Source organism: Pseudomonas sp. LBUM1678 (assembly GCF_059695575.1).
Window position 1 is genome coordinate 61,587 of sequence record NZ_CP166775.1, and the last position, 23,526, is coordinate 85,112.

24 protein-coding genes are annotated in these 23,526 nt (G+C 59.6%); 11 read left to right on the top strand and 13 right to left on the bottom strand.

Going from position 1 to position 23,526, the window contains the following annotated elements; all coding sequences use genetic code 11:
- Positions 1-30 precede the first annotated feature (30 nt).
- Positions 31-321 carry a c-type cytochrome gene (locus ACA070_RS00285; protein WP_060540368.1) on the bottom strand — a complete coding sequence of 97 codons (291 nt, stop codon included), beginning with the start codon at positions 319-321 and terminating at the stop codon, positions 31-33.
- Between the two features lie 191 nt (positions 322-512).
- On the opposite strand from ACA070_RS00285, the gene yihA reads away from it, so the two are divergent.
- The gene (gene yihA, locus ACA070_RS00290) at positions 513-1,157 is read left to right on the top strand and encodes a ribosome biogenesis GTP-binding protein YihA/YsxC (protein ID WP_046055303.1); all 645 of its coding nucleotides are present in this window, start codon (positions 513-515) and stop codon (positions 1,155-1,157) included.
- 286 nt (positions 1,158-1,443) lie between these two features.
- Here the strand turns inward: yihA and polA are convergent, their stop codons facing one another.
- On the bottom strand, positions 1,444-4,212 hold the full coding sequence (gene polA, locus ACA070_RS00295) for a DNA polymerase I (protein WP_497449607.1): 2,769 nt from the start codon (positions 4,210-4,212) through the stop codon (positions 1,444-1,446).
- A gap of 74 nt (positions 4,213-4,286) precedes the next feature.
- On the opposite strand from polA, the gene ACA070_RS00300 reads away from it, so the two are divergent.
- Positions 4,287-4,577, top strand: a complete 291-nt coding sequence (locus ACA070_RS00300) for a DUF2782 domain-containing protein (RefSeq protein WP_034149452.1) — start codon at positions 4,287-4,289, stop codon at positions 4,575-4,577.
- A gap of 58 nt (positions 4,578-4,635) precedes the next feature.
- Entirely contained in the window at positions 4,636-5,586 is a 951-nt protein-coding gene (locus tag ACA070_RS00305) for a homoserine kinase (RefSeq protein WP_497449608.1), read from the top strand.
- 117 nt (positions 5,587-5,703) lie between these two features.
- Here ACA070_RS00305 and znuA read toward each other — a convergent pair whose 3' ends face one another.
- On the bottom strand, positions 5,704-6,624 hold the full coding sequence (znuA, locus tag ACA070_RS00310; RefSeq protein ID WP_497449609.1) for a zinc ABC transporter substrate-binding protein ZnuA: 921 nt from the start codon (positions 6,622-6,624) through the stop codon (positions 5,704-5,706).
- 66 nt (positions 6,625-6,690) lie between these two features.
- On the opposite strand from znuA, the gene zur reads away from it, so the two are divergent.
- From zur to ACA070_RS00330, 4 genes are read left to right on the top strand one after another with little or no spacing between them, the layout of a single operon-like run.
- Positions 6,691-7,173: a zinc uptake transcriptional repressor Zur gene (zur, locus tag ACA070_RS00315; RefSeq protein WP_461956472.1), complete on the top strand. Its 483-nt coding sequence runs from the start codon at positions 6,691-6,693 to the stop codon at positions 7,171-7,173.
- Positions 7,173-7,958 carry a zinc ABC transporter ATP-binding protein ZnuC gene (gene znuC, locus ACA070_RS00320; protein WP_462029415.1) on the top strand — a complete coding sequence of 262 codons (786 nt, stop codon included), beginning with the start codon at positions 7,173-7,175 and terminating at the stop codon, positions 7,956-7,958. The genes zur and znuC overlap by 1 nt, the downstream gene beginning before the upstream one ends.
- A complete protein-coding gene (znuB, locus tag ACA070_RS00325) occupies positions 7,951-8,739 on the top strand; it encodes a zinc ABC transporter permease subunit ZnuB (protein WP_017341765.1) in 789 nt (262 codons plus the stop codon). Before znuC ends, znuB begins: the two co-directional genes overlap by 8 nt.
- 37 nt (positions 8,740-8,776) lie before the next feature.
- The gene (locus tag ACA070_RS00330; RefSeq protein WP_497449610.1) at positions 8,777-9,493 is read left to right on the top strand and encodes a PA5502 family lipoprotein; all 717 of its coding nucleotides are present in this window, start codon (positions 8,777-8,779) and stop codon (positions 9,491-9,493) included.
- A gap of 120 nt (positions 9,494-9,613) precedes the next feature.
- Here ACA070_RS00330 and katE read toward each other — a convergent pair whose 3' ends face one another.
- A complete protein-coding gene (gene katE / locus ACA070_RS00335) occupies positions 9,614-11,752 on the bottom strand; it encodes a catalase HPII (protein WP_497449611.1) in 2,139 nt (712 codons plus the stop codon).
- A gap of 260 nt (positions 11,753-12,012) precedes the next feature.
- Here katE and ACA070_RS00340 point away from each other — a divergent pair, with 260 nt between their 5' ends.
- The 3 genes from ACA070_RS00340 (at position 12,013) to ACA070_RS00350 (ending at position 14,539) form a co-directional block, all read left to right on the top strand.
- Positions 12,013-13,020 carry a methionine ABC transporter ATP-binding protein gene (locus tag ACA070_RS00340; RefSeq protein WP_461956476.1) on the top strand — a complete coding sequence of 336 codons (1,008 nt, stop codon included), beginning with the start codon at positions 12,013-12,015 and terminating at the stop codon, positions 13,018-13,020.
- Positions 13,020-13,694, top strand: coding sequence for a methionine ABC transporter permease (locus tag ACA070_RS00345; protein WP_462039647.1), 675 nt, complete (start codon positions 13,020-13,022; stop codon positions 13,692-13,694). Before ACA070_RS00340 ends, ACA070_RS00345 begins: the two co-directional genes overlap by 1 nt.
- A gap of 74 nt (positions 13,695-13,768) precedes the next feature.
- Positions 13,769-14,539: a MetQ/NlpA family ABC transporter substrate-binding protein gene (locus ACA070_RS00350; protein WP_497449612.1), complete on the top strand. Its 771-nt coding sequence runs from the start codon at positions 13,769-13,771 to the stop codon at positions 14,537-14,539.
- A gap of 170 nt (positions 14,540-14,709) precedes the next feature.
- Here the strand turns inward: ACA070_RS00350 and ACA070_RS00355 are convergent, their stop codons facing one another.
- Genes ACA070_RS00355 through ACA070_RS00375 form a run of 5 tightly spaced genes read right to left on the bottom strand, consistent with a single transcriptional unit; the run spans position 14,710 to position 18,618 of the window.
- Entirely contained in the window at positions 14,710-15,345 is a 636-nt protein-coding gene (locus tag ACA070_RS00355; RefSeq protein ID WP_497449613.1) for an SCO family protein, read from the bottom strand.
- Positions 15,342-16,241: a heme o synthase gene (gene cyoE / locus ACA070_RS00360; RefSeq protein WP_497449614.1), complete on the bottom strand. Its 900-nt coding sequence runs from the start codon at positions 16,239-16,241 to the stop codon at positions 15,342-15,344. The genes ACA070_RS00355 and cyoE overlap by 4 nt, the downstream gene beginning before the upstream one ends.
- Positions 16,229-17,308, bottom strand: coding sequence for a COX15/CtaA family protein (locus ACA070_RS00365; protein WP_497449615.1), 1,080 nt, complete (start codon positions 17,306-17,308; stop codon positions 16,229-16,231). The genes cyoE and ACA070_RS00365 overlap by 13 nt, the downstream gene beginning before the upstream one ends.
- Before the next feature lie 10 nt (positions 17,309-17,318).
- Positions 17,319-17,912 (bottom strand): PA_0111/PP_0108 family redox-active disulfide protein, encoded by a 594-nt coding sequence (locus ACA070_RS00370; protein ID WP_497449616.1) that lies wholly within the window; start codon positions 17,910-17,912, stop codon positions 17,319-17,321.
- Positions 17,878-18,618, bottom strand: coding sequence for an SURF1 family protein (locus ACA070_RS00375; RefSeq protein WP_497449617.1), 741 nt, complete (start codon positions 18,616-18,618; stop codon positions 17,878-17,880). The genes ACA070_RS00370 and ACA070_RS00375 overlap by 35 nt, the downstream gene beginning before the upstream one ends.
- 70 nt (positions 18,619-18,688) lie before the next feature.
- Between ACA070_RS00375 and ACA070_RS00380 the strand changes: the two genes are divergently transcribed.
- Positions 18,689-18,892 (top strand): twin transmembrane helix small protein, encoded by a 204-nt coding sequence (locus ACA070_RS00380; RefSeq protein WP_094469789.1) that lies wholly within the window; start codon positions 18,689-18,691, stop codon positions 18,890-18,892.
- A 3-nt stretch (positions 18,893-18,895) separates the two neighbouring features.
- On the opposite strand, the gene ACA070_RS00385 is transcribed toward ACA070_RS00380, so the two are convergent.
- The 4 genes from ACA070_RS00385 to coxB all read right to left on the bottom strand — a co-directional run bounded on the left by ACA070_RS00385 (position 18,896) and on the right by coxB (position 23,280).
- Positions 18,896-19,783 (bottom strand): cytochrome c oxidase subunit 3, encoded by an 888-nt coding sequence (locus tag ACA070_RS00385; protein ID WP_462029423.1) that lies wholly within the window; start codon positions 19,781-19,783, stop codon positions 18,896-18,898.
- Positions 19,784-19,808: 25 nt separating this feature from the next.
- Positions 19,809-20,360, bottom strand: a complete 552-nt coding sequence (locus tag ACA070_RS00390; protein ID WP_403105306.1) for a cytochrome c oxidase assembly protein — start codon at positions 20,358-20,360, stop codon at positions 19,809-19,811.
- A 123-nt stretch (positions 20,361-20,483) separates the two neighbouring features.
- Positions 20,484-22,070 (bottom strand): cytochrome c oxidase subunit I, encoded by a 1,587-nt coding sequence (gene ctaD, locus ACA070_RS00395; protein WP_497449618.1) that lies wholly within the window; start codon positions 22,068-22,070, stop codon positions 20,484-20,486.
- An 82-nt stretch (positions 22,071-22,152) separates the two neighbouring features.
- Positions 22,153-23,280: a cytochrome c oxidase subunit II gene (gene coxB, locus ACA070_RS00400; protein ID WP_461978232.1), complete on the bottom strand. Its 1,128-nt coding sequence runs from the start codon at positions 23,278-23,280 to the stop codon at positions 22,153-22,155.
- Positions 23,281-23,526: the final 246 nt, after the last annotated feature.

The window sequence follows — 23,526 nt, forward strand, 5'->3', positions numbered from 1 at the left end:
GGCTAAGGGTTAAAGAGTTATGGACCGGGATCACTCGCTCATCCAGTGGATGATGGCTTGGTAATCCTCGGCACTGCAGTCCATGCACAAACCACGCGGCGGCATCGCCTTGAAACCCTGGGTCACGTGTTGCACCAGCGTCTCCATACCTTTCGCCAACCTCGGCGTCCAAGCTTCCTGATCGCCCTTTTTGGGCGCCATGGGTAGTTGGCCGGAATGACAGGCACCACAAACACGGTTGTACACAGCTTCCGGATCCTGTGTAGCCTGAGCGCTGTAAAGCGGCATCAAGACACCGGCAGCTAGCAGCCATTTCGTCATAAAACGACCTTTTCAGGGTTGAGAGCGTTCTGCGTTCTAATGCGCAATCAAGGTCAATCGCTCTCGTGAACTTCATCCTACGCTGGGACAAAGCGCACACAAAATCTGCGGCATTATATACTGGCGTCACTGAAACGGAAACGACACCGCTTGCCGCGTCCATTCCCGGCGCCGCCCACATCGGAAATCCCATGCAACTCAAGAACCCCATCCTCGGCCTGTGCCAACAGTCCACCTTCATGCTCAGCGCTGCCAAAGTCGACCAATGTCCCGACGACGAAGGCTTTGAAGTCGCCTTCGCCGGGCGTTCCAACGCCGGCAAGTCCAGTGCGCTGAACACTTTGACGCACGCCAGTCTGGCGCGGACCTCGAAAACTCCGGGTCGCACGCAGCTCTTGAACTTCTTCAAGCTAGACGATGATCGTCGTCTGGTCGACCTCCCGGGTTACGGTTACGCGAAAGTACCTATCCCGTTGAAGCTGCACTGGCAGCGTCACCTGGAAGCTTATCTGGGTGGTCGCGAGAGTTTGAAAGGTCTGATCCTGATGATGGACATCCGTCATCCAATGACCGACTTCGACCTGTTGATGCTCGATTGGGCCGTGGCCAGCGGCATGCCGATGCACATTTTGCTGACCAAAGCCGACAAGCTGACCTACGGCGCAGCGAAAAACGTCCTGCTCAAGGTCCAGACAGACATCCGCAAAGGGTGGGGCGATGCGATCAGTATCCAGCTGTTCTCGGCGCCAAAACGCATGGGCCTGGAAGACGCCTACACTGTACTGGCAGGCTGGATGGAACTGGCAGACAAAGGCTCCGAGATTGCCGAGCAATAAATCGCAGGCAAAAAAAACCCCGGACTTCTTATGGGGAGGGGGAAGTTCCGGGGTCCAAGTTCCGGACCGTTAGGGCGGGGTCCAGATATCTGCCAACACTTAACACAACATAGGAGCATCGAAGGGCTTCACCAGCCTTTCAGTAACTCTGAGTGGCGGTTCACGGGTTTAGTTCCTCATGGGTTCAAAATCCATTTGGAATAACCCCAAGCATATTTTGAAATAACAATCCTTCGACTTTCTGCCGCGGCGCTATGCCGCAGCAGAAAACGCCCCTTCAGACGGCTCAGTGAGCCTCATCCCAGTTATTGCCTACGCCGACCTCGACCAGAAGCGGCACATCCAGCTTCACGGCATCGCTCATGTGCGCGCGAATTTCATCGCGGACTTGATCGACCAGATCTTCACGCACCTCAAGCACCAATTCATCGTGCACTTGCAGGATGACCTTGGCATCGAGGCCCGAGGAAGTCAGCCAGTTATCCACAGCCACCATGGCTTTCTTGATGATGTCCGCCGCCGTGCCTTGCATCGGTGCGTTGATCGCCGTGCGTTCGGCACCTTTGCGCAGGGCCGGGTTTTTCGCATTGATTTCCGGCAGGTACAGGCGACGACCGAAGATCGTCTCGACAAAACCTTGCTCAGCCGCGTGGGCGCGGGTTCGTTCCATGTATTCCAGAACACCCGGGTAGCGGGCGAAATAACGGTCGATGTACGCCTGGGATTGCTTGCGATCAACGCCGATCTGCTTCGCCAGGCCAAACGCGCTCATGCCGTAGATCAAACCGAAGTTGATCGCCTTGGCGCTGCGACGCTGATCCGTGGTGACATCGTCCAGTTCCACGCCGAACACTTCGGCGGCGGTGGCCTTGTGCACGTCGAGGTCATTGCGGAACGCGTGCAGCAAACCTTCGTCCTTGGCCAGGTGCGCCATGATCCGCAGTTCGATTTGCGAATAGTCCGCCGCCAGCAGTTTGTAGCCTTTCGGCGCCACGAACGCCTGGCGAATCCGACGCCCTTCGGCGGTACGGATTGGAATGTTCTGCAGGTTCGGATCGATGGACGACAAGCGTCCGGTGGCAGCGACGGCTTGCTGATAGTTCGTATGGATGCGACCAGTACGCGTGTTGATCTGCTCGGGTAGACGGTCGGTGTAAGTGCTTTTGAGTTTGCTCAGCGAGCGGTACTGCATCAACACCTTGGGCAGTGGATAGTCCTGTTCCGCCAGTTCGGCCAACACCGCTTCGGCCGTCGAAGCCTGGCCTTTGGCGGTTTTGCTGAGTATCGGCAAACCGAGCTTTTCGTAGAGGATTACGCCCAATTGCTTAGGAGAGCCGAGGTTGAATTCCTCGCCCGCAATGGCAAACGCCTCACGCTCCAGGGCGACCAGTTTCTCGCCCAACTCCACGCTCTGGATGCCCAGCAAATTCGCGTCCACGAGCGCGCCCTGACGTTCGATACGGGCCAGTACTGGCATCAGGGGCATTTCAATGTCGCTGAGTACTTGAATCAAACTTGGCGTCGCCGCCAGTTTTTCCTGTAGTGCCAAATGCAGGCGGAAGGTGACATCGGCATCTTCCGCGGCATAGTCACCAGCCAGCTCCAGGGATATCTGGTCGAAGGTCAGCTGTTTGACGCCTTTGCCGGCAATCTCTTGAATGTCGGTTTTGCTTTCGCCCAGGTACTTCAGTGCCAAGCTGTCCATGTCGTGCCGGGTGGCGGTCGAGTCGAGCACGTAGGACTCAAGCATCGTGTCGTAGGCAATGCCCTGAACAGTGATCCCATGGTTCTGGTCGCCACCGATGGCGCAATTGGCAAGAATGTTGGTTTCAAACTTGGCGTTCTGGCCGATTTTTAGCTTTTTCGGATCTTCCAGTAACGGTTTTAATGCCAGCAGCACGGTATCGCGGTCGAGCTGTTCTGGCACGCCCATGTAGGAATGGGTCAGCGGAATGTAGGCCGCTTCGTTAGCTGCTACGGAAAACGACAGCCCCACCAGTTGCGCGTGCTGAGCGTCGGTGCCGTTGGTTTCCGTGACGAAGGCGATCAGAGGCGCCTTGTCGAGTTTGTCCAGCCAGGCTTCGAAGCGCTTAGCGTCAAGGATGGTTTCATACTTCGATTCGACAGCGCCCGGCTGCTCCTGAACGACCTCGACAATCTCCTGGCCGGAACGCTTGGCGTCGCGCTGGTTCTCTTCAAACCAGCTCTTGAATTCCAGCAGGGTGTAGAGCTCGGCGAGTTTGTCGTGATCCGGCTGGCCCATTTGCAGGTCGTCGAGGCCGATGTCCAGCGGTACGTCGATCTTGATGGTCGCCAGCTGATAGGAGAGGAACGCCATCTCCTTGTGCTCTTCGAGCTTGGCCGGCAGAGTCTTGGCGCCGCGAATTGGCAGGGTCGGGACGATGTCGAGCTGTGCGTACAGCTCGGTCAGGCCGCCGTTCACACCGACCAGCAGGCCGGAAGCAGTCTTCGGACCAATGCCCGGAACGCCCGGAATGTTGTCGGAAGAGTCGCCCATCAGTGCCAGGTAATCGATGATCTGCTTGGGAGCGACGCCGAATTTCTCCTTCACGCCCTCCACGTCCAGCGCGCTACCGGTCATGGTATTGACCAAGGTAATGTGGCCGTCGACCAGTTGCGCCATGTCCTTGTCGCCGGTGGAGATCACCACCGGGCGATCAGCCGCGGCGCTGCTACGGGCCAGAGTGCCGATCACGTCATCGGCCTCAACGCCTTCGACGCACAGCAGCGGGAAGCCCAGCGCGATCACGCTCTGGTGCAGGGGCTCGATCTGCACGCGCATGTCATCCGGCATGCTCGGGCGGTTGGCCTTGTATTCGGCGTACATGTCATCGCGAAACGTCCCACCCTTGGCGTCGAACACCACGGCGAACGGACTGCCCGGGTACTGCTTGCGCAGGCTCTTGAGCATGTTCAGCACGCCTTTGACCGCTCCGGTCGGCAGACCTTTGGAAGTGGTCAGCGGCGGCAGGGCGTGAAAGGCGCGGTACAGGTAAGAAGAACCGTCCACCAGGACGAGGGGGGCTTGGCTCATGAGCAGGATCAACCTTTTCGGCGGGTCCGGCGCTAGAATAGCGGGACCGTTGACGACAAAGGGACAAGGTTATCATGCGCACACTAAATCGCCTGTTGCTGGCTGGCTTGTTTGCAACCGTTCCCCTGGCTGTCATGGCGGCGGACGATGCGCCGACGCCGGAGCCGGAAGTCACGATCCGCACGGAAGGGGACAAGGTCATTCAGGAATACCGTCAAAACGGTTTCCTGTACGCGATCAAGGTCACGCCGAAGGGTGCACCGCCATATTTTCTGGTGCGTGCGGACGGTACCGATGCAAACTTCATCCGCTCGGATCAGCCGGATATGCTGATTCCGTCGTGGAAAATTTTTGAGTGGAAGTAGTTTCTTAATTTCAATCGGCGCTGGCTCAAGCAGCGGCGCCCGTACTGGCAGTTTAAACATGTCTGTGTTCACCCCGCTGGCTCGGCCCGAGCTGGAAACTTTTCTCGCCCCATACGGGCTCGGCCGCCTGCTTGATTTCCAGGGGATTGCCGCCGGTAGTGAAAACACCAATTTCTTCATTAGCCTGGAGCAGGGCGAGTTTGTCCTGACCCTGGTCGAGCGCGGTCCGGTTCAGGAGATGCCGTTCTTCATCGAACTGCTCGACGTGCTGCACGAGGCTGACCTGCCGGTGCCGTACGCGCTGCGCACCACCGATGGCGTTGCCTTGCGCGAACTGGCCGGCAAGCCTGCGCTGTTGCAACCACGTCTGGCCGGCAAGCACATCAAGGTCGCCAACGCGCAGCATTGCGCTCAAGTCGGCGAGTTGCTGGGCCATTTGCACCTGGCTACCCAGGCCAACATGATCAAGCGCAAAACCGATCGTGGCCTGGACTGGATGCTGGAGGAGGGCACGCAGTTGCTGTCCCACCTGAATGCCGAGCAAAGCGATCTGCTGCAACGGGCGCTGGACGAAATCACTCAGCAGAAGACGAAAATTCTGGCGCTGCCTCGAGCCAACATCCACGCCGACCTGTTCCGCGATAACGCGATGTTCGAAGGCACGCATCTGACCGGGCTGATCGACTTCTACAATGCCTGCTCGGGACCGATGCTCTACGACGTGGCGATTGCCTTGAATGACTGGTGTTCGGATGACGACGGGCTGATCGACGGGCCGCGAGCGCGAGCGCTGCTCGGGGCTTATGCGGCGTTGCGGCCGTTCACGGCAGCGGAAGCCGAGCTGTGGCCGACCATGCTGCGCGTGGCGTGTGTGCGGTTTTGGTTGTCACGGTTGATCGCCGCGGAGTCGTTCGCCGGGCAGGATGTGTTGATTCACGACCCGATGGAGTTCCAGCAGCGGTTGGCGCAGCGGCAAAAAGTGAACACGCCTTTGCCGTTTGCCCTTTAAAAGCATCGCGGGCAAGCCACGCTCCCACAGGGTTTGTGTCGTTCTCTAACATTGTGGACGATACAAATCCTGTAGGAGCGAGGCTTGCCCGCGAATGGGGCGCCGCAGATCCCGCAGTTACAACGACTCCAGGCACCCCGCCAGATCATTCCCCAACTTCTCCAGCACCTGCTCATACCCCTGAGCAGTCGCCGGCGTGTACCCGCCCAACGCATCCAGCTCCGCCAATTTTACCGGCAGGCCCGCCACCAGTGTTTCCGCCAGGCGCGGACGCAACGGCGGCTCACTGAACACACACGTCTTGCCGACTTCCTGCAAGCGCGTACGCATCGCCGCGACATGTTGCGCACCCGGCTGCACTTCGGCAGCGACGCTGAATACGCCGGTGTGCTTGAGGCCGTAGGCGTCTTCGAAGTAGTCGAAAGCCTCGTGGAACACAAAGTAAGGTTTGCCCGCGATCCCCGCCAGACGCGCCTTCAGTCGCAGGTCCAGCGCATCCAGACGCTCATCGAACGCCTTGAGGTTGCTCTGATAGCGCGCCGCATTGGCTGGATCAGCTGCACTCAGGTCAGACGCCATTTTGCTGGCGATTACGCGGGCGTTCACCGGCGATAACCACAAATGCGCGTCCAGGCTGCCCGGACGGTGATCGTGATCATGCTCGTCGGCTTCTTCCGCGTGGGAATGGCTGTCTTCGTCGAAATGGCGCAGTTTCAGCCCCGGCAAATCCTGGATCGCGACGCTCGGCAGCGTACGACCGTTCAGCACGCGAGGCAGGAAACCTTCCATGTCCGGCCCGATCCAGTAAACCAGATCCACCGATTGCACCTTCCGTACGTCGGAAGGGCGCAAGGCATAGTTATGCGGCGAAGCACCGGGCGGCAGCAGCACTTCCGGAATCGCCACGCCGTCCTGCACCGCAGCGGCAATCAGCTGTAGCGGCTTGATGCTGGTAAGCACTTTGACGTCGGCCAGGGCCGAACCCATCAACAGAAAACTTGCGACAAATGTGACAAAGATAGAAAAAAGTCGGGACACGATGACCACTCGAAGAGGCGAGAACGGGTAACATAATAACGTCTCTCACAAAACTCGTCGCCGCTCATGCCTAAAACACCGATTGCCAGCCGTCCCCACGATCACTCTCATTGCGTGCATAGCGCTCTGTCGGAGGCCGATGCCTTGTGCGCACGTCAAGGCCTGCGCCTGACCGCCTTGCGTCGGCGGGTGCTGGAACTGGTGTGGCAAAGCCACAAACCGCTGGGTGCCTACGACATCCTCGCGGTACTCAGCGAGCAGGACGGCCGTCGCGCCGCGCCGCCAACCGTGTACCGCGCACTGGATTTCCTGCTGGAAAACGGCCTCGTCCACCGCATCTCCTCGCTGAACGCCTTCATTGGCTGCAATTACCCTGAGCATGCCCACCAGGGCCAGTTCCTGATTTGCCGCGAATGCCACGCCGCCATCGAACTCGAACAGAAATCCATCAGCGACGCGATCATCAGCAGCGCTAAGGATGTCGGGTTTGTCGTCGAAGGCCAGACCGTTGAAGTCGTCGGTCTCTGCTCGGGTTGCCAGGGGGCTTGATGAGCAACGCGCTGATCCGCCTCGAGCAGGTTGCCGTCACCTTTGCCGGGCAAAACGTGCTGGACAACATCGAGCTGAGCGTCGAGCCGGGGCAGATCGTCACCCTGATCGGGCCGAATGGTGCGGGCAAAACGACGCTGGTGCGCGCCGTGCTCGGTCTGTTGAAACCGGACAGTGGCAGCGTCTGGCGCAAGCCGAAACTGCGGGTCGGTTACATGCCGCAAAAACTTCACGTCGATCCGACGTTGCCGCTGTCCGTGCTGCGCTTCTTGCGCCTGGTGCCGGGCGTTGACCGCGCTCGAGCCTTGGCGGCACTCAAGGAAGTCGGCGCCGAGCAGGTGATCGACAGCCCGGTGCAAAGTGTTTCCGGTGGCGAAATGCAGCGCGTGTTGCTGGCTCGGGCCTTGTTGCGTGAGCCGGAATTGCTGGTGCTCGACGAGCCGGTGCAAGGTGTCGACGTGGCCGGTCAGGCTGAGCTGTACAGCCTGATCACGCGCCTGCGCGACCGTCACGGCTGCGGCGTGTTGATGGTCTCCCACGATTTGCACCTGGTCATGAGTACCACCGACCAAGTGGTTTGCCTGAATCGTCATGTCTGCTGCTCCGGGCACCCGGAACAGGTCAGCGGCGATCCGGCGTTCGTCGAGCTGTTCGGAAAGAACGCACAAAGCCTGGCGATATATCACCACCACCACGACCACGCCCATGACCTGCATGGTTCGGTGGTCAGCGCGGCCACGACGGCCCAACCCCATGTCCATGGAGATAGCTGCAAGCATGGCTGATTTTCTGCTCTACGCCCTGCTTGCAGGTCTGGCTTTGGCGCTGGTCGCAGGACCGCTGGGTTCGTTTGTGGTCTGGCGGCGCATGGCCTATTTCGGCGACACCTTGTCCCACGCGGCCTTGCTCGGCGTGGCATTGGGCTTTCTGCTGGATGTCAGCCCGACCGTGGCCGTCACCGTCGGCTGCTTGCTGTTGGCGGTGCTGCTGGTGACGTTGCAACAGCGCCAGCCGCTGGCGTCCGACACGCTTTTGGGAATTCTCGCACCGAGTACGCTCTCTCTGGGCCTGGTCGTACTAAGCTTCATGCACGAAGTGCGGATCGACCTGATGGCTTATCTGTTCGGCGACTTGCTGGCGATCAGCCCGACCGATCTGGCCTGGATACTCGGCGGCAGCGCGGCCGTTCTAGCCTTGTTGGTGACATTGTGGCGGCCATTGCTGGCAATCACGGTGCACGAAGAATTGGCCAGGGTGGAAGGTTTGCCGGTGCCGGCACTGCGCCTGACCCTGATGTTGCTGATCGCTGTGGTGATCGCTGTGGCGATGAAAATCGTCGGTGTGTTGCTGATTACTTCGTTGTTGATCATCCCGGCAGCTGCGGCACAACGTCACGCCCGTTCGCCGGAGCAGATGGCACTGGGCGCGAGCCTGCTGGGCATGCTCGCGGTCTGTGGCGGGTTGGCGCTGTCATGGTTCAAGGACACACCGGCAGGCCCATCGATTGTTGTGACGGCCGCCGCACTGTTTCTGCTGAGTTTTGTCCTGCCCCGTCGAGGGGTGTAGACTTGCTCGTTTTTTGCGCAAATAGAGAGTCGCAGGAATGAAGCTGTTAGCCTCCCGTTATCTGCTCCTTGTCGCATTTTCGCTGCTACTGGGCGCTTGCCAAAGCACACCATCGGCCACCATTGAGGCGACCGATGCACGGGCCACGGCTATCGCGCAGCTGGAACAAAACCTGGCCAGCAGCGAGCTGGCCACCGCCGAAGCTCAACTGGCGACCTTGCAGGCCCAGTCGCCCGACGACCCGTCCCTTGTGCAATATCAGCGTCAATTGGCCGAAGCCTATCTGCGTCGTAGCCAGATCGTGCTGCAAAAAGGCGATGTGAATGCGGCCGCCACGGCGCTGGCGAGGGCTCGGGCGTTGATGCCGAAGGCTCCGGCGCTGACCGGTGGGGTTAACAACGCCATCGTCAATGCGCGCAAAGCCGAGTTGGACAGAGCGGAAGCGGCGCTGTTGGCTGCTGAGGCTAAACCGCAGGCGAAAGTGATTGATCCGACCGCCGAAAGCACTACGGTTGCGTTGAACCTCACCGATATGAAAAAACTTCGCCGTCAATTGGATGCAATCGCCGCTGATGTGGTGAATTATCAGTGCGACGTGAGTATTCAGGCGCCGCGCACCCAGGATTACCCTTGGTTGGCCACGTTGCTGACCAAACGGGTGAAGAAGCTGGATTCGGGGTTTGATTTGAACCTGGAAAAACAGATCCTGCGCAACATTCCAGCGCAGATGGTACTAAGTCCTCGCAAGCCCTAAAAGCTTCGCGGGCAAGCCTCGCTCCTACAAGGTCGCGTCGTTCATCACATTAGCGAACGACACAATCCTTGTAGGAGCGAGGCTTGCCCGCGAAGGCGTCATCCCTATCGATACAAATCCTTAAGCCGGAATCGCCTTGGCCTTCGGCTCACGATCCCAAACCCGATGCTGCCCGATCGCCGCAAAAAACGGTTTGATCAATTTGGCATCCGCCCCCACGATCAACCCCGCATCCACCTCAAGCTTCAATACATCCAGCAATTGCTTCGCTTCGCCATGCAGCGCAATCGCCTTCAAGTGCTTGTAAGCCTCCAGCAGGTAATGCAGCGCCACGCCATCGCCGCTCAACGCCTTGATCGACGCCGCGCCACCGGGCACGAACACCGCATCGAATGCCACCGAAGGCATCCCTTCCATCGACGCATCCACCGGTAGTGTCTTGCCATCGGCGGTCGTCACGGGGGCGGAGGTCGGGCCGAGCAACTTGGCGTGCGCCCCTTCGGCCATCAACGCCTTCTTCATCGCATCAATTGCAGCACCATCGACACCGTTGGCTGCAAGGATCGCCACTTTGCGGGTTTTGATATTTGCTGGCAGCAGGTTGGCCTGGCTCAAGGCGGGTGAGCGGTCCAGCGAAGTTTTACGCACTTCGACAGTGCCAGCCTTTGGCGCCGGCAAGCCGAGGTTCTGTGCCACGCGCTTGGCCAGTTCCAGGTCGATATTGGCCAGAATCTCATTCACCTGACGCGCACGGATGAACTCCCGCTCGACCTTGCCCAGCTCGAAGCTGTAGGCCGAGATGATGTGTTCCTGCTCGTGCTTGCTCATGCTGTGGAAAAACAGCCGCGCCTGGGAGAAATGGTCGCTGAAGGACTCGCTGCGCTGGCGAATCTTGTTGGCGTCGATGCGTTCCGGGTAGGTCTCGAATCCACCGTCCTGCGCGGCGGGCGGCGTTTCTTTTGGCCAACCGCCATCGATGGAGTTCGGCTCGTAGGACGCGCGGCCCTTGTCGATGGTGGTGCGATGCAGTGCATCCCGTTGGCCATTATGGAACGGTGCCACGGGACGGTTGATGGGGATTTCGTGAAAGTTCGGCCCACCAAGTCGGCTGATTTGCGTGTCGGTGTAGGAAAACAGTCGACCTTGCAGCAAAGGATCGTTGGAAAAGTCGATTCCCGGCACGATATGGCCTGGGCAGAACGCAACCTGCTCGGTTTCCGCAAAGAAGTTGTCGGGGTTGCGGTTGAGGGTCATTTTGCCCAACGGGGTGATTGGCACCAACTCTTCCGGGATCAGCTTGGTCGGGTCGAGGATATCGAAGTCGAATTTATGTTCGTTTTCTTCCTCGATGACCTGCACGCCCAGTTCCCATTCCGGGTAGTCGCCCATCTCGATCGACTCCCAGAGATCACGACGGTGATAGTCGGTGTCCTTGCCGGCGAGCTTCTGCGCTTCATCCCACACCAGCGAGCAAGTACCGGCGGTAGGGCGCCAGTGGAATTTGACGAAGCGTGATTTTCCTTCGGCATTGATCAACCGGAACGTATGCACGCCAAAGCCTTGCATGCTGCGCAGGCTTTTCGGGATCGCCCGGTCGGACATGGCCCAGATCACCATGTGCGCTGATTCCGGCACCAGGGAAACGAAGTCCCAGAACGTATCGTGGGCCGAGCCGCCGGTAGGAATCTCGTTATGCGGCTCGGGTTTCACCGCGTGCACGAAGTCGGGAAACTTGATCGCATCCTGGATGAAAAACACCGGCATGTTATTGCCCACCAGGTCGAAGTTGCCTTCGTCGGTGAAAAACTTCACGGCGAAACCTCGTACGTCCCGCACGGTATCGCCTGACCCGCGCGGGCCCTGCACCGTGGAGAAGCGCACGAACACTGGGGTTTTTTTGTTCGGATCCTGTAGGAATCCAGCCTTGGTCAGTACCGAATGGTTTTCATAGGCCTGGAAGAAGCCATGGGCGCCGGTGCCGCGGGCGTGAACGATGCGCTCCGGGATCCGCTCATGGTCAAAATGCGTGATTTTTTCACGCATGATGAAGTCTTCCAGCAATGAAGGTCCGCGGGCGCCGACCTTCAAAGTGTTCTGGTTGTCCGACACCTTCACGCCCTGATTGGTGCGCAGGGCTTGTTCGGTGGCGTCGGAGCGGAATTTTTCCAGGCTTTCCAGCTTGGTATTGGTATTGCCGCGGTCCAGGGTGTTGGTCCCGGCCAAGGCGCTTTTAGGTGCGGCAGGCTTCTTGGTACTCATCAGTCTTAAACTCCTCGTTGCGATCTCGTCCTAGCCGGACTTGTGAGCAATGTTCCAGGCACGGCACCTGGCGGTTCGAGTTGCTTAATTAGTGACTGGCGAGGAATTCAGCCGTTCCTTTTTTCTAACCTTTGATCGCGTTATTGCCAAATGGAAGGTTGAATGCGGAATAAATGCTAATAACCTCTATACGGACAGGCTAAAATGCGCGCCCGGCTAACCGCTGACCCTATTCCAACGCGCCCCACAAGGTTCGCTACGTGATCGAGTTTCAAAACGTCCACAAAACTTACCGCGTCGCCGGTAAGGACATCCCCGCCCTGCACCCGACCAGTCTGACGATTGAGAATGGTCAGGTCTTCGGCCTGATCGGTCATTCCGGTGCGGGAAAAAGTACCCTGCTGCGTCTGATCAATCGCCTCGAAGAGTCCAGTGGCGGCAAGATCTTCGTCGACGGCGAAGAAGTCACGGCGCTCGACGCCAACAGCCTGCGCCGCTTCCGCCAACAGGTCGGGATGATTTTCCAGCACTTCAATCTGCTGGCGTCCAAGACCGTGGCCGACAACGTCGCGCTGCCGCTGACCCTGGCCGGTGAGTTGTCGCGCAGCGAAATTGACCAGCGTGTCGCCGAGTTGCTAGCGCGGGTTGGTTTGTCCGACCATGCCAAGAAGTACCCGGCGCAGCTGTCCGGCGGCCAGAAGCAGCGTGTCGGCATTGCCCGCGCCCTGGCGACCAAGCCAAAAATCCTGCTGTGCGACGAAGCCACCAGTGCCCTGGACCCGCAGACCACTGCGTCGGTCCTGCAATTGCTGGCCGAGATCAACCGCGAGCTGAAACTGACCATCGTCCTGATCACCCACGAGATGGACGTGATCCGCCGGGTCTGCGACCAAGTGGCGGTCATGGACGCGGGTGTGATCGTCGAGCAAGGTTCGGTCGCCGAGGTGTTCCTGCATCCCAAGCACCCGACCACCAAACGTTTCGTGCAAGAAGACGAACAGATCGATGAAAGCGAACAGCGTGACGACTTCTCTCACGTGCCGGGCCGCATCGTGCGCCTGACCTTCCAGGGCGAAGCGACCTACGCGCCATTGCTGGGTACCGTCGCTCGGGAAACGGGTGTGGACTACAGCATCCTGGCCGGTCGTATTGACCGCATCAAAGACATCCCTTACGGGCAACTGACCCTGGCCGTCACCGGTGGCGACATGGAAGCGGCGTTCGCCCACTTCACCGCAGCTGATGTTCACATGGAGGTCCTGCGCTGATGGAAGTCCTGACAAGTTTCTTCGTCAACATCGACTGGTTCGAAATCTGGCTGGCGACCGGCGACACCCTGCTGATGCTCTTCGGTTCGTTGTTGTTCACCGTTTTGCTCGGCCTGCCGTTGGGCGTGCTGTTGTTCCTCTGCAGCCCGCGTCAGTTGCTGGAAGCCAAAGGCGTCTACGCGATGCTGTCGCTGATGGTGAACATCCTGCGTTCACTGCCGTTCATCATTCTGCTGATCGTGATGATCCCGTTCACCGTGTTGATCACCGGCACGTCTCTCGGGGTCGCCGGTGCGATTCCACCGCTGGTGATTGGCGCTACGCCATTCTTCGCGCGACTGGTGGAAACCGCCCTGCGTGAAGTGGATCGCGGCATCATCGAGGCGACCCAGGCCATGGGCGCCACGACACGGCAGATCATCACCAATGCCTTGCTGCCGGAAGCCCGTCCAGGCATCTTCGCGGCGATTACGGTGACAGCCATTACACTGGTGTCCTACACGGCAATGGCCGGTGTGGTCGGCGCGGGTGGTCTGGGCGACCTGGCGATCCGTTTCGGATACCAACGGTTCCAGCCTGATGTGATGGTCGTGACGGTGATGTTGCTGCTGGTGCTGGTCCAAATTCTGCAAACCGTCGGCGACAAGCTGGTCGTACACTTCTCACGTAAATAAGCTTTTGTCATTAAATGCATGAGCCGGCCATTCGCTGGCAGGCGCCGAACGGGCGCCCACATGGAGTTAGCTGAATGAAAAAACTACTCGTCGCGTTCGCAGCCGTTACAGCGTTTTCCGCTCACGCGGATACTCTGACCGTCGCAGCCACCCCGGTTCCGCACGCGGAAATCCTCGAATTCGTTAAACCGGCCCTGGCCAAAGAAGGCGTGGACCTGAAGGTCAAAGTCTTCACCGACTACATCCAGCCGAACGTGCAGGTTGCCGAGAAGCGTCTGGACGCCAACTTCTTCCAGCACCAGCCGTACCTGGATGAGTTCAACAAGGCCAAAGGCACCAATTTGGTCGCCGTTGTCGGCGTACACCTGGAACCGCTGGGCGCTTACTCCAGCAAGTACAAAGCACTGACCGAGTTGCCAGGCGGCGCCAACGTAGTCATCCCGAACGACGCCACTAACGGCGGCCGTGCGCTGTTGCTGCTGGCCAAGGCTGGTCTGATCAAGTTGAAGGATTCGAACAACATCCTCGCGACCGTGAAGGACATCACCGAAAACTCCAAGGACCTGAAATTCCGTGAACTGGAAGCCGCGACCATCCCGCGCGTGCTGACCCAGGTCGACCTGGCGCTGATCAACACCAACTACGCGCTGGAAGCCAAACTTGATCCGTCCAAGGATGCGCTGGTTATCGAAGGCAACGACTCGCCGTACGTGAACATCCTCGTTGCCCGCCCGGACGACAAGGACAGCGAAGACATGAAGAAACTGGTTGCTGCGCTGCACAGCCCGGAAGTGAAGGCCTTCATCCTCGAGAAGTACAAAGGCGCGGTATTGCCGGCGTTTTGATTTAACCCTTTAACAAAAATGGGGCGCATTGAATGCGCCCCATTTTTTATGCCTGAAACACCGTCCCTGTGGGAGCGAGCCTGCTCGCGATAGCGGTGTAAGCCTCGACACAAATGTTGAATGTACCGGCCCCATCGCGAGCAAGCCCGCTCCCACAGGTGTTTGCAGTGTCACTTGCGATTAAGCATCACCGGCAACTGCGCCACCAACTTTGCGTTGTTCAACGGCGCGCGAATGAATCCGCGCTGTGTCCCGTCCGGCCCGATGACCGCCAGGTTGCCGCTGTGATCAACCGTGTAATTCGGCTTGCTGGTGTCCGCCGGAATGAACGGAATGCTCACCGCGTTGGCCAGTTTCTGAATGTCTTCCACCGACGAAGCCGTCAGGCCTGTGAACTGCGGATCGAAGTAGCCCAGGTACTGCTTGAGCTGCTTGGGTGTGTCGCGGTTCGGGTCGACGCTGACCAGGATGATCTGCAACTTGGCCACAGCCTCCGGCGGCAGTTCGCTTTTGATCTGGCGCAGCTGGGCGAGGGTGGTCGGGCAAATGTCCGGGCAAAAGGTGTAGCCGAAGAACAGCAGCGACCACTTGTCTTTCAGCTCGTTGACCGCCACTGGTTTGCCGTCCTGATCGGTCATCGTCACGTTTGGCAGGTTGCGGCTTTGCGGCAGCAAAATGATCCCGGCGTCAATCAACGCTGTCGGATCTCCCTCGCCTTTGCCAGACAGCACTTTGTTGATGGTCAGGCCCAGAACCAGCGCGATCAGGGCGACGAGGATGAAGACGGTTTTCTGAGTTCGAGTCATAGGTTCAACAATAAGTAGTGGTCTACGAGCAGCGCGATAAACAGCAGGAACAAGTACCAGATAGAGTACTTGAAGGTGTTGATCGCCGCGTGCGGCCGAGTGCCACGGTACAGCACCACGGCCCATTGCAGAAACCTTGCGCCCAGTCCCAGGGCACAAATCAGGTAGAGCATGCCGCTCATGTGGATCACGTACGGCATCAGGCTGACCGCCAGCAGCGCGAAGGTATAAAGCAGGATGTGGACCTTGGTGTAGTGCTCGCCATGGGTCACCGGCAGCATCGGGATGTCGGCCTTGGCGTATTCCTCTTTGCGGTGAATGGCCAAGGCCCAGAAATGCGGCGGAGTCCAGGCGAAGATGATCAGCACCAGCAACAGCGGTTCGGCACTGACGTGGCCGGTGGCAGCGGTCCAGCCGAGCAGTGGCGGGGCAGCACCGGCCAGGCCACCGATGACGATGTTCTGCGGCGTCGCGCGTTTCAGGAAGCCGGTGTAGACCACCGCATAGCCGAGCAAGGACGCGAGGGTCAGCCAAGCCGTCAGCGCGTTGGTGAAGGCCAGCAGCACGGCTTGCCCAAGCACTGCCAAGACCAAGGCAAAAGTCAGCGCGGCGGCAGGTGACACTCGACCCTCTGCCAAGGGACGTTTGTGCGTGCGGGCCATGACGGCATCGATACGCCGGTCCACCACATGGTTGACCGCCGCTGCACCGCCGGCACACAACGCGATCCCCAGATTGCCGAACACCAGCACCGTCCACGGCACCCCGGCGCGGGTCGCGAGGAACATCCCGACCAGCGAGGTGATGAGCATCAGCACCACCACTTTCGGCTTGGTCAGCTCCAGGTAGTCACGCCAGATCGCCTGGCTGTGACGTTCGCGGATCAGAGTCGCCATGGCATCTCTCCTTTTATTGTTATGGGCCCGGCTGAGTGTTTGCGCGGGCTGAACCGCCAGCGCGCAGGGTGTTGCTGTTTGACCCGAACCAGGCTGGTCCGCGCGTGATAATTGACCAGTACCAACGTCAGCAACAGTGCCGCGCCCCCCGCGTTGTGCGCGACGGCGACGGGTAGCGGCAGGTGAAAGACAACGTTGCTGATGCCCAGCGTGATCTGTGCCGCGAGGGTGATCAGCACCAGCCCTGCCAGGCGAGTCATGCCGACCACTTTCAGTTGCCAGGTCAGACCCAGCAGCACCAGCGTCACCAACAACGCGCCGATGCGGTGAGTCACGTGAATGGCCGTGCGGGCATCGCTGTCCAGTTGCCCGCCGAGGTAATTGGGGCCGATGTGTTGGGTAAGGTGAAATCCGTTGGCGAAATCAGCTGGTGGCAGCCATTGCCCGTGGCAAGTCGGAAAGTCGATACAGGCCACCGCCGCGTAGTTGGAACTGACCCAGCCACCGAGGGCGATTTGCAGGATCACCAGCAACAACCCGGCGGTCGCCCAGTGCTGCAAACGCCGGGGCACGGTCAGCGCCGGCAACACGCCGGACAGGCGCAAGGTCAGCAAAAACAGCAGGCTCAAGGTCGCAAAACCGCCGAGCAAATGCCCGGTCACCACTTGCGGCCAGAGCTTGAGCGTCACCGTCCACATGCCGAACGCCGCTTGAGCAATCACCACTGCCAGGAGAAATAGCGGCAACCTCACTGGTTGCCCCGGATGACGACGATGCACCCAGGCGCGACCGGCCAGCACCGAAATCAACAACCCCAGCGTGCCGGCGAAATAGCGGTGGACCATCTCGTTCCAGCCTTTGTGGGCTTCGACGGGCGCATCGGGGAAATGCAATTCGGCATGGGCCAGCTGGGCTTCGCTTTTCGGCACGCTGATAAAGCCGTAGCAACCCGGCCAGTCCGGGCAACCGAGGCCGGCATGGGTCAGGCGGGTGTAGGCGCCGAGCAACACCACAATCAGTGCCAGCAAGGTGGCAAACAGCGCGAGGCGAAATCCAGGTTTGGCCATGACGATGCCCTTATCCGATGTTCGACAGTTTCAGCAGATGACGCAGGTCGTTGAGCAGGTCCTTACCCTTCACGTTCGGGTCGTAGCGCAGCACCAGATTGCCGTGTGGGTCGATGATCCACAGTTGCGGCGCTGTCTTGTCCCCCGATGTTTTGGTGAAGGTAGTCAGGTCCATGGGATAGCGCTGCAATTGCGGGTATTCGCGGGTCAGTTTGGCGCCGTAATCAGCCGTCAATGGTTGGGCTGCGGCCAAAGCGTGACTGGCGCGCCCGGCATCGCGGCCGAGGCCGATCTGGATCTGCCGCGCCAGATAAACCAGCTGCTGGCAGTCGACCGAGCACTCCTTGGGCGCCGTGACCAGCAATTGCCAACGCTCCTCCTGCGCCTGCACGCCAAGGTCGGCGCGGGTCTGGCCGTTGCCGATCAGTTCTCCGTGATAACTGCGGCCCTCCGGCACCCAGAACTGCAATTTGTACATGCCGGTGGCGAGGATCATCGGACCGATCACTCCAAGCACGATCAGCAATAACTGCAGACGGCCCTTGCGCCGACTCGCCGGCGTTTTCGCTTCAGACATGCTGGGTGGATTCATGGCCGCTCCCATGGTGTTTCTCCTTTGCGTTGTGCCAGCCGAGATAGAGATAAAGGCCGAACAGGGCGATCGACATCGCGAACCACTGCACGGCATAAGCGATGTGTTTTTCCGGCCCCATGGCCACTACTGGCCAATCGGCCTGGTAGGACGCGGGTCCGGTTTCTGCGCGTAATTCGTAGGCAAAACCGTCACGATCGAGCGCCGTCCAAAGCTTCGCCGCCTCGACCGCTGTCACCAGCTGCGGCCAGGTCGTGGTGCTGGGGTCGGCGTGCAATTGGAAGGTGGCGCCGGGGGAGACATAGACCCAGGCATCGAGACTCAGGGCCTGAGTCGGGGTAGTGAACTGCGGCGGGGTGCGCCGATCGGGCCACGGCAGCCAGCCGCGATTGACCAGCAGCCAGAGCCCGGTCGCCTGATCCTGAAACGGTTGCAGCAGCTCGACGCCGACCTTGCCGTCGCGCTGGCGGTTATCCAGCAGCAGGCTGTGTGCGGCATCGAACTGTCCGTGCAGTCGGACCCGGCGGAAGGCCGGATCCTCGTTGTGTAGCAGTTCGGTGCTGGCCATCGGCTCAGCCGCCCGGCGCTCGGTGTAGCTTTGCAGCAGCGCGCTTTTCTCCGCGCCCCGGCTCAGTTGCCAGAACCCCAATGACACCAGCATGGGCAGCAACAGTGCGACCACCAAGGTCGGCACGATGCCCGGCCGGAAGCGCTTCATGGCGTCGCCAGAAAGTCGCTGGTTGCGATAGCTATACTCAAGTGCATCGCCTTTCCCCCGGAGTCTCACCATGCTCAAAGCAGCCATCGTCCTGATGCTGATTGCCACGGTTGTCAGCCTGTTCAGCGGCCTGTTTTTTCTGGTCAAGGACGACAGCAGCTCGAACCGCCTCGTCATTGCCTTGAGTGTTCGTGTTGCGCTGGCCGCCATCACCGTCGGATTGATTGCCTGGGGTTTTTTCAGCGGCCAGTTGGTTTCTACTGCGCCTTGGTAAAACTCAGAGCACGTAGACGAAAACGAACAGCCCGATCCACACCACGTCCACGAAGTGCCAATACCAACTCGCCGCTTCAAACCCGAACTGGTGCTCGTTATCGAAGTGCCCGCGCAGGACCCGCATCAGCATCACAAACAGAATGATGGTGCCCATGGTCACGTGGGCGCCGTGGAACCCGGTGAGCATGAAGAATGTTGCGCCGTAGATGCCGGAACCCAGGGTCAGGCCCAGTTCCTGATAGGCGTGGATGTATTCTTCGGCCTGAAAACCGAGGAACGCACAGCCGAGCAATACTGTGATCGCCAGCCAGATTTTCAGTGCCCCGCGATGGCCCTTTTTCAAGGCGTGGTGGGCGATGGTCACGGTGACGCTGGAACTCACCAGCAACACGGTGTTGAGCAGCGGCAGGCCCCATGGACTGATGACGTCCTTGGGTGCCGGGAAGAGTTTCGGGTCCGGGTTGTTCAGCAGCGGCCAGACGAACTCGAAGTTCGGCCACAGCATGTGGGCGAGGCCTTTGGCGCCGTCACCGCCCAGCGATGGGCCAGTGATGTTGCGCACATAAAACAATGCGCCGAAGAAGGCGATGAAGAACATCACCTCCGAGAAGATGAACCAGCTCATGCCCCAGCGGAACGAGCGATCCATCTGCGCGCTGTACAACCCCTGACGACTTTCCTTGATCACCGTCCCGAACCAGCCGAACAGCATGTAGGCCAGCAGCAGGCCGCCGACGAAAAAGATCAGCGGGCCGTGGGATTCGGGGCGCGCAGCTTTCAGGTCGTTGAACCAGGTAGCCAGGCCGAACACGGTGACGAACATACCGACGGTGGCGATGATCGGCCATTTGCTCTGGGCCGGTACGTAATAGTGTTCATGAGTTGCCATTTATTGTTCTCCTTATCGGGCACGCTCAGCCGCCAGTGTTTACAGCCACCGGGGGATGTCGGGCGGTGATATCGAACAGCGTGTAGGACAGCGTCAGGTGCTTCACTTCCTTGGGCATGTCGCGGTCAACGATGAAACGTACCGGCATCTCGATCCGTTGACCGGGCTGCAGCACTTGCTGGGTAAAGCAGAAACATTCGGTCTTGTGGAAGTACGCCGCTGCATTGCTCGGCGCGATGCTCGGCACTGCCTGGGCGCTCATCGGGCGATCGGTCGGGTTGTGCGCGATGAAAATCATCTCGTTCACGGCTCCCGGGTTGGCCGTCAGTTCGTCACTCTTGGGATAGAAGTCCCAGGACATGTCGGCGGCATTGGTCGACAGAAACTGCACGCGCACCTGGCGCGAAGTGTCGACCGTTTGCTCGCCTTCGTACTGCCCGGATGTCTTGCCATTGATGCCGAACGCCTTGCACATCACGTCGTAGATCGGCACCAGGGCAAAGCCGAAGACAAACATCGCCACCACCACCAGCAGCAGGCGGGTGACCAGCTTCTTCATCGAAATCGAATCAGCCATGGTTTCCAACTCCTACGCCCACCCATGTAGGAGCCGGCTTGCTGGCGATCCAAACACCCCGGTGCATCAGGCGCACCGCGTTATCGTTCATCGCCAGCAAGCCGGCTCCTACAAGGGCGGTGTTCATTTCACTTCCGGCGGCGTGGTGAACGTGTGATACGGCGCCGGTGACGGGATGCTCCATTCCAGGCCTTCCGCTCCATCCCACGGTTTGGCCGGTGCTGGCGCGCCGCCGCGGATGGTCTTGATCACGATGAACAGAAAGAAGATCTGCGTGGCGCCGAACATGAACGCGCCGATCGACGACACCATGTTGAAGTCGGCGAATTGCAGGTTGTAGTCCGGAATCCGCCGCGGCATGCCTGCCAGCCCCACGAAGTGCATCGGGAAGAACGCCATGTTCATGCCGATGAACGAGAGCCAGAAGTGCAGCTTGCCGAGGGTTTCGTCGTACATGTGGCCGGTCCATTTCGGCAGCCAGTAGTAAGCCGAGGCGAAGATCCCGAAGATCGCGCCCGGCACCAGTACGTAGTGGAAGTGCGCGACCACGAAGTACGTGTCCTGGTACTGGAAGTCCGCCGGCGCGATGGCCAGCATCAACCCTGAGAACCCTCCGATCGAGAACAGGATCACGAACGCCACCGCGAACAGCATCGGGGTCTCGAAGGTCAGCGAGCCCTGCCACATGGTGCTGGCCCAGTTGAACACCTTCACGCCCGTCGGCACCGCGATCAGCAGCGTGGCGTACATGAAGAACAGCTCGCCCACCAGCGGGATGCCGACCACGAACATGTGGTGCGCCCAGACGATGAACGACAGGAACGCAATGCTCGCCGTCGCATAGACCATCGAGGTGTAGCCAAACAGCGGCTTGCGCGAAAAGGCCGGAATGATCGAGCTGACGGCACCGAAGGCCGGCAGGATCATGATGTACACCTCGGGGTGACCGAAGAACCAGAACACGTGCTGGAACAGCACCGGATCACCGCCACCGGCAGCACTGAAGAAACTGGTGCCGAAGTGGATGTCCATCAGCATCATCGTCACGCACCCGGCCAGCACCGGCATCACCGCGATCAGCAGGAATGCGGTGATCAGCCAGGTCCAGACGAACAGCGGCATTTTCATCAACGTCATGCCGGGGGCGCGCAGGTTGAGGATGGTCGCGATCACGTTGATCGCGCCCATGATCGAACTGATCCCCATCAAGTGGATGGCGAAGATGAAGAACGTCACGCTTTCCGGTGCGTAGGTCGTCGATAGCGGGGCGTAGAACGTCCAGCCGAAGTTCGGTCCGCCACCGGGGGTGAACAGGGTCGACACCAGCAGGATGAACGCCGCCGGTAATAGCCAGAAGCTGAAGTTGTTCATCCGTGGCAGGGCCATGTCCGGCGCGCCGATCATCAATGGGATCATCCAGTTGGCGAGGCCGACGAAGGCCGGCATCACCGCACCGAACACCATCACCAGACCGTGCATGGTGGTCATCTGGTTGAAGAATTCCGGCTGGACGATTTGCAGCCCCGGCTGGAACAGCTCGGCGCGAATCACCATCGCGAACGAGCCGCCCAGCAGGAACATGGAGAACGCAAACCACAGGTACAGCGTGCCGATGTCCTTGTGGTTGGTGGTCAGTACCCAGCGCATCAGGCCTTTGGCGGGACCGTGGGCGTGATCGGCATGACCATGGTCATCGATGACGGCGCTCATGGCGTGTCTCCTGCAAACAGATGGGCTGGGCAGGCCGGGGCGCGCTGCCCCGACCGGTTCCTTGGTTGCGCAATAGACCGGGTCATTTGCTTTCCGCCTGTTTCAGCTCCAGCACTTCTTTAGGAGTGACCATGTCGCCTTTGTTGTTGCCCCAGGCGTTACGTTCGTAGGTCACGACCGCCGCGATATCGACTTCCGAGAGCTGCTTGCCGAACGCCGCCATTGAGGTGCCTGGCTTGCCGTGGAAGACAATGTTCAAGTGATCCTTGATCGGTCCGGTGGCGATTTTCGAGCCTTTGAGCGCCGGGAACATCGGTGGCAGGCCCTGACCTTCGGCCTGGTGACAAGCGACGCAGGTGGTGTGATAGACCTTGTCGCCGCGCTCTTTAAGCTCGTCGAGGGTCCATTCCTTGCTGGTCAACTCTTTAAGCTGCAGGGCTTCGGCCTTGCGCTCGCCCAGCCATTTCTCGTAGTCGGCCTTTTCCTTGACCTCGACCACGATCGGCATGAAGCCATGGTCCTTGCCGCACAGTTCGGCGCACTGGCCACGGTAGATGCCGGGCTTGTCGACGCGGGTCCAGGCTTCGTTGACGAACCCCGGAATCGCATCGCGCTTGACCGCGAAGGCTGGCACCCACCAGGAGTGGATAACGTCGGCGGAAGTCACGAGGAAGCGCACCTTGGCGCCAATCGGCAGCACCAGAGGCTTGTCGACCTCGAGCAAGTAGTGCTCGCTCTTGGCTTCCTTGTTGTGGATCTGGTCGGCGGGGGTCGTCAGGTTGCTGAAGAACTCGACGTCCTGGCCCAGGTATTTGTAATGCCACTTCCACTGATAGCCGGTGACCTGGATATCGATATCCGGCTCACTGGCGTCATACATCTTGATCAGGGTTGCGGTCGCAGGAACCGCCATGGCCACCAGGATCAGGAAGGGCACGATGGTCCAGAGGATTTCAACGGTGGTGCTTTCATGAAATTTTGCGGCCACCTGCCCAGTGGAGCGGCGGTGGACCATCATCGACCAGAACATGGCGCCGAAGACGATGATGCCGATCACTACACAGATCCAGAAAATGGTCATGTGCAGGTCAAATACTGCGTGACTGATTTCAGTCGCTCCCGGCGCCATATTCACAGTCCAGGCGGCTTGCGCCTGGCTGAAAATCGACCACAACAGGAGGCCCATCCAGACGTGTGGATGTCGCATCATTGCGGGTTCCCCTTATCGTTCTTGTTATCCCGCCGGCTTTCACCTGCGGCAAGGGAGCGGCTTTTTCAGACTACGAACTTGAATCGCCGAGCCTTGCTGCGTGTGCAGTCGGGCGTCATCAGCTAACTCCATTCCCACCCGAGTATAGACAGCGACTGCTACCTCGCAACGTGATGGCGTAAATGATCTGAAACAGCTGGGACTTGCGTTCAAGGACACGAATGGAGAAGGATGCAGACGAGTGGT

Bases quoted from the DNA above. Each gene is read 5' to 3' on its own strand.
- ACA070_RS00285 (WP_060540368.1), bottom strand. From the start codon at position 321: ATGACGAAATGGCTGCTAGCTGCCGGTGTCTTGATGCCGCTTTACAGC.
- yihA (WP_046055303.1), top strand. From the start codon at position 513: ATGCAACTCAAGAACCCCATCCTCGGCCTGTGCCAACAGTCCACCTTC.
- polA (WP_497449607.1), bottom strand. From the start codon at position 4,212: ATGAGCCAAGCCCCCCTCGTCCTGGTGGACGGTTCTTCTTACCTGTAC.
- ACA070_RS00300 (WP_034149452.1), top strand. From the start codon at position 4,287: ATGCGCACACTAAATCGCCTGTTGCTGGCTGGCTTGTTTGCAACCGTT.
- ACA070_RS00305 (WP_497449608.1), top strand. From the start codon at position 4,636: ATGTCTGTGTTCACCCCGCTGGCTCGGCCCGAGCTGGAAACTTTTCTC.
- zur (WP_461956472.1), top strand. From the start codon at position 6,691: ATGCCTAAAACACCGATTGCCAGCCGTCCCCACGATCACTCTCATTGC.
- znuC (WP_462029415.1), top strand. From the start codon at position 7,173: ATGAGCAACGCGCTGATCCGCCTCGAGCAGGTTGCCGTCACCTTTGCC.
- znuB (WP_017341765.1), top strand. From the start codon at position 7,951: ATGGCTGATTTTCTGCTCTACGCCCTGCTTGCAGGTCTGGCTTTGGCG.
- ACA070_RS00330 (WP_497449610.1), top strand. From the start codon at position 8,777: ATGAAGCTGTTAGCCTCCCGTTATCTGCTCCTTGTCGCATTTTCGCTG.
- katE (WP_497449611.1), bottom strand. From the start codon at position 11,752: ATGAGTACCAAGAAGCCTGCCGCACCTAAAAGCGCCTTGGCCGGGACC.
- ACA070_RS00345 (WP_462039647.1), top strand. From the start codon at position 13,020: ATGGAAGTCCTGACAAGTTTCTTCGTCAACATCGACTGGTTCGAAATC.
- ACA070_RS00350 (WP_497449612.1), top strand. From the start codon at position 13,769: ATGAAAAAACTACTCGTCGCGTTCGCAGCCGTTACAGCGTTTTCCGCT.
- ACA070_RS00355 (WP_497449613.1), bottom strand. From the start codon at position 15,345: ATGACTCGAACTCAGAAAACCGTCTTCATCCTCGTCGCCCTGATCGCG.
- cyoE (WP_497449614.1), bottom strand. From the start codon at position 16,241: ATGGCGACTCTGATCCGCGAACGTCACAGCCAGGCGATCTGGCGTGAC.
- ACA070_RS00365 (WP_497449615.1), bottom strand. From the start codon at position 17,308: ATGGCCAAACCTGGATTTCGCCTCGCGCTGTTTGCCACCTTGCTGGCA.
- ACA070_RS00370 (WP_497449616.1), bottom strand. From the start codon at position 17,912: ATGGGAGCGGCCATGAATCCACCCAGCATGTCTGAAGCGAAAACGCCG.
- ACA070_RS00375 (WP_497449617.1), bottom strand. From the start codon at position 18,618: ATGAAGCGCTTCCGGCCGGGCATCGTGCCGACCTTGGTGGTCGCACTG.
- ACA070_RS00380 (WP_094469789.1), top strand. From the start codon at position 18,689: ATGCTCAAAGCAGCCATCGTCCTGATGCTGATTGCCACGGTTGTCAGC.
- ACA070_RS00385 (WP_462029423.1), bottom strand. From the start codon at position 19,783: ATGGCAACTCATGAACACTATTACGTACCGGCCCAGAGCAAATGGCCG.
- ACA070_RS00390 (WP_403105306.1), bottom strand. From the start codon at position 20,360: ATGGCTGATTCGATTTCGATGAAGAAGCTGGTCACCCGCCTGCTGCTG.
- ctaD (WP_497449618.1), bottom strand. From the start codon at position 22,070: ATGAGCGCCGTCATCGATGACCATGGTCATGCCGATCACGCCCACGGT.
- coxB (WP_461978232.1), bottom strand. From the start codon at position 23,280: ATGATGCGACATCCACACGTCTGGATGGGCCTCCTGTTGTGGTCGATT.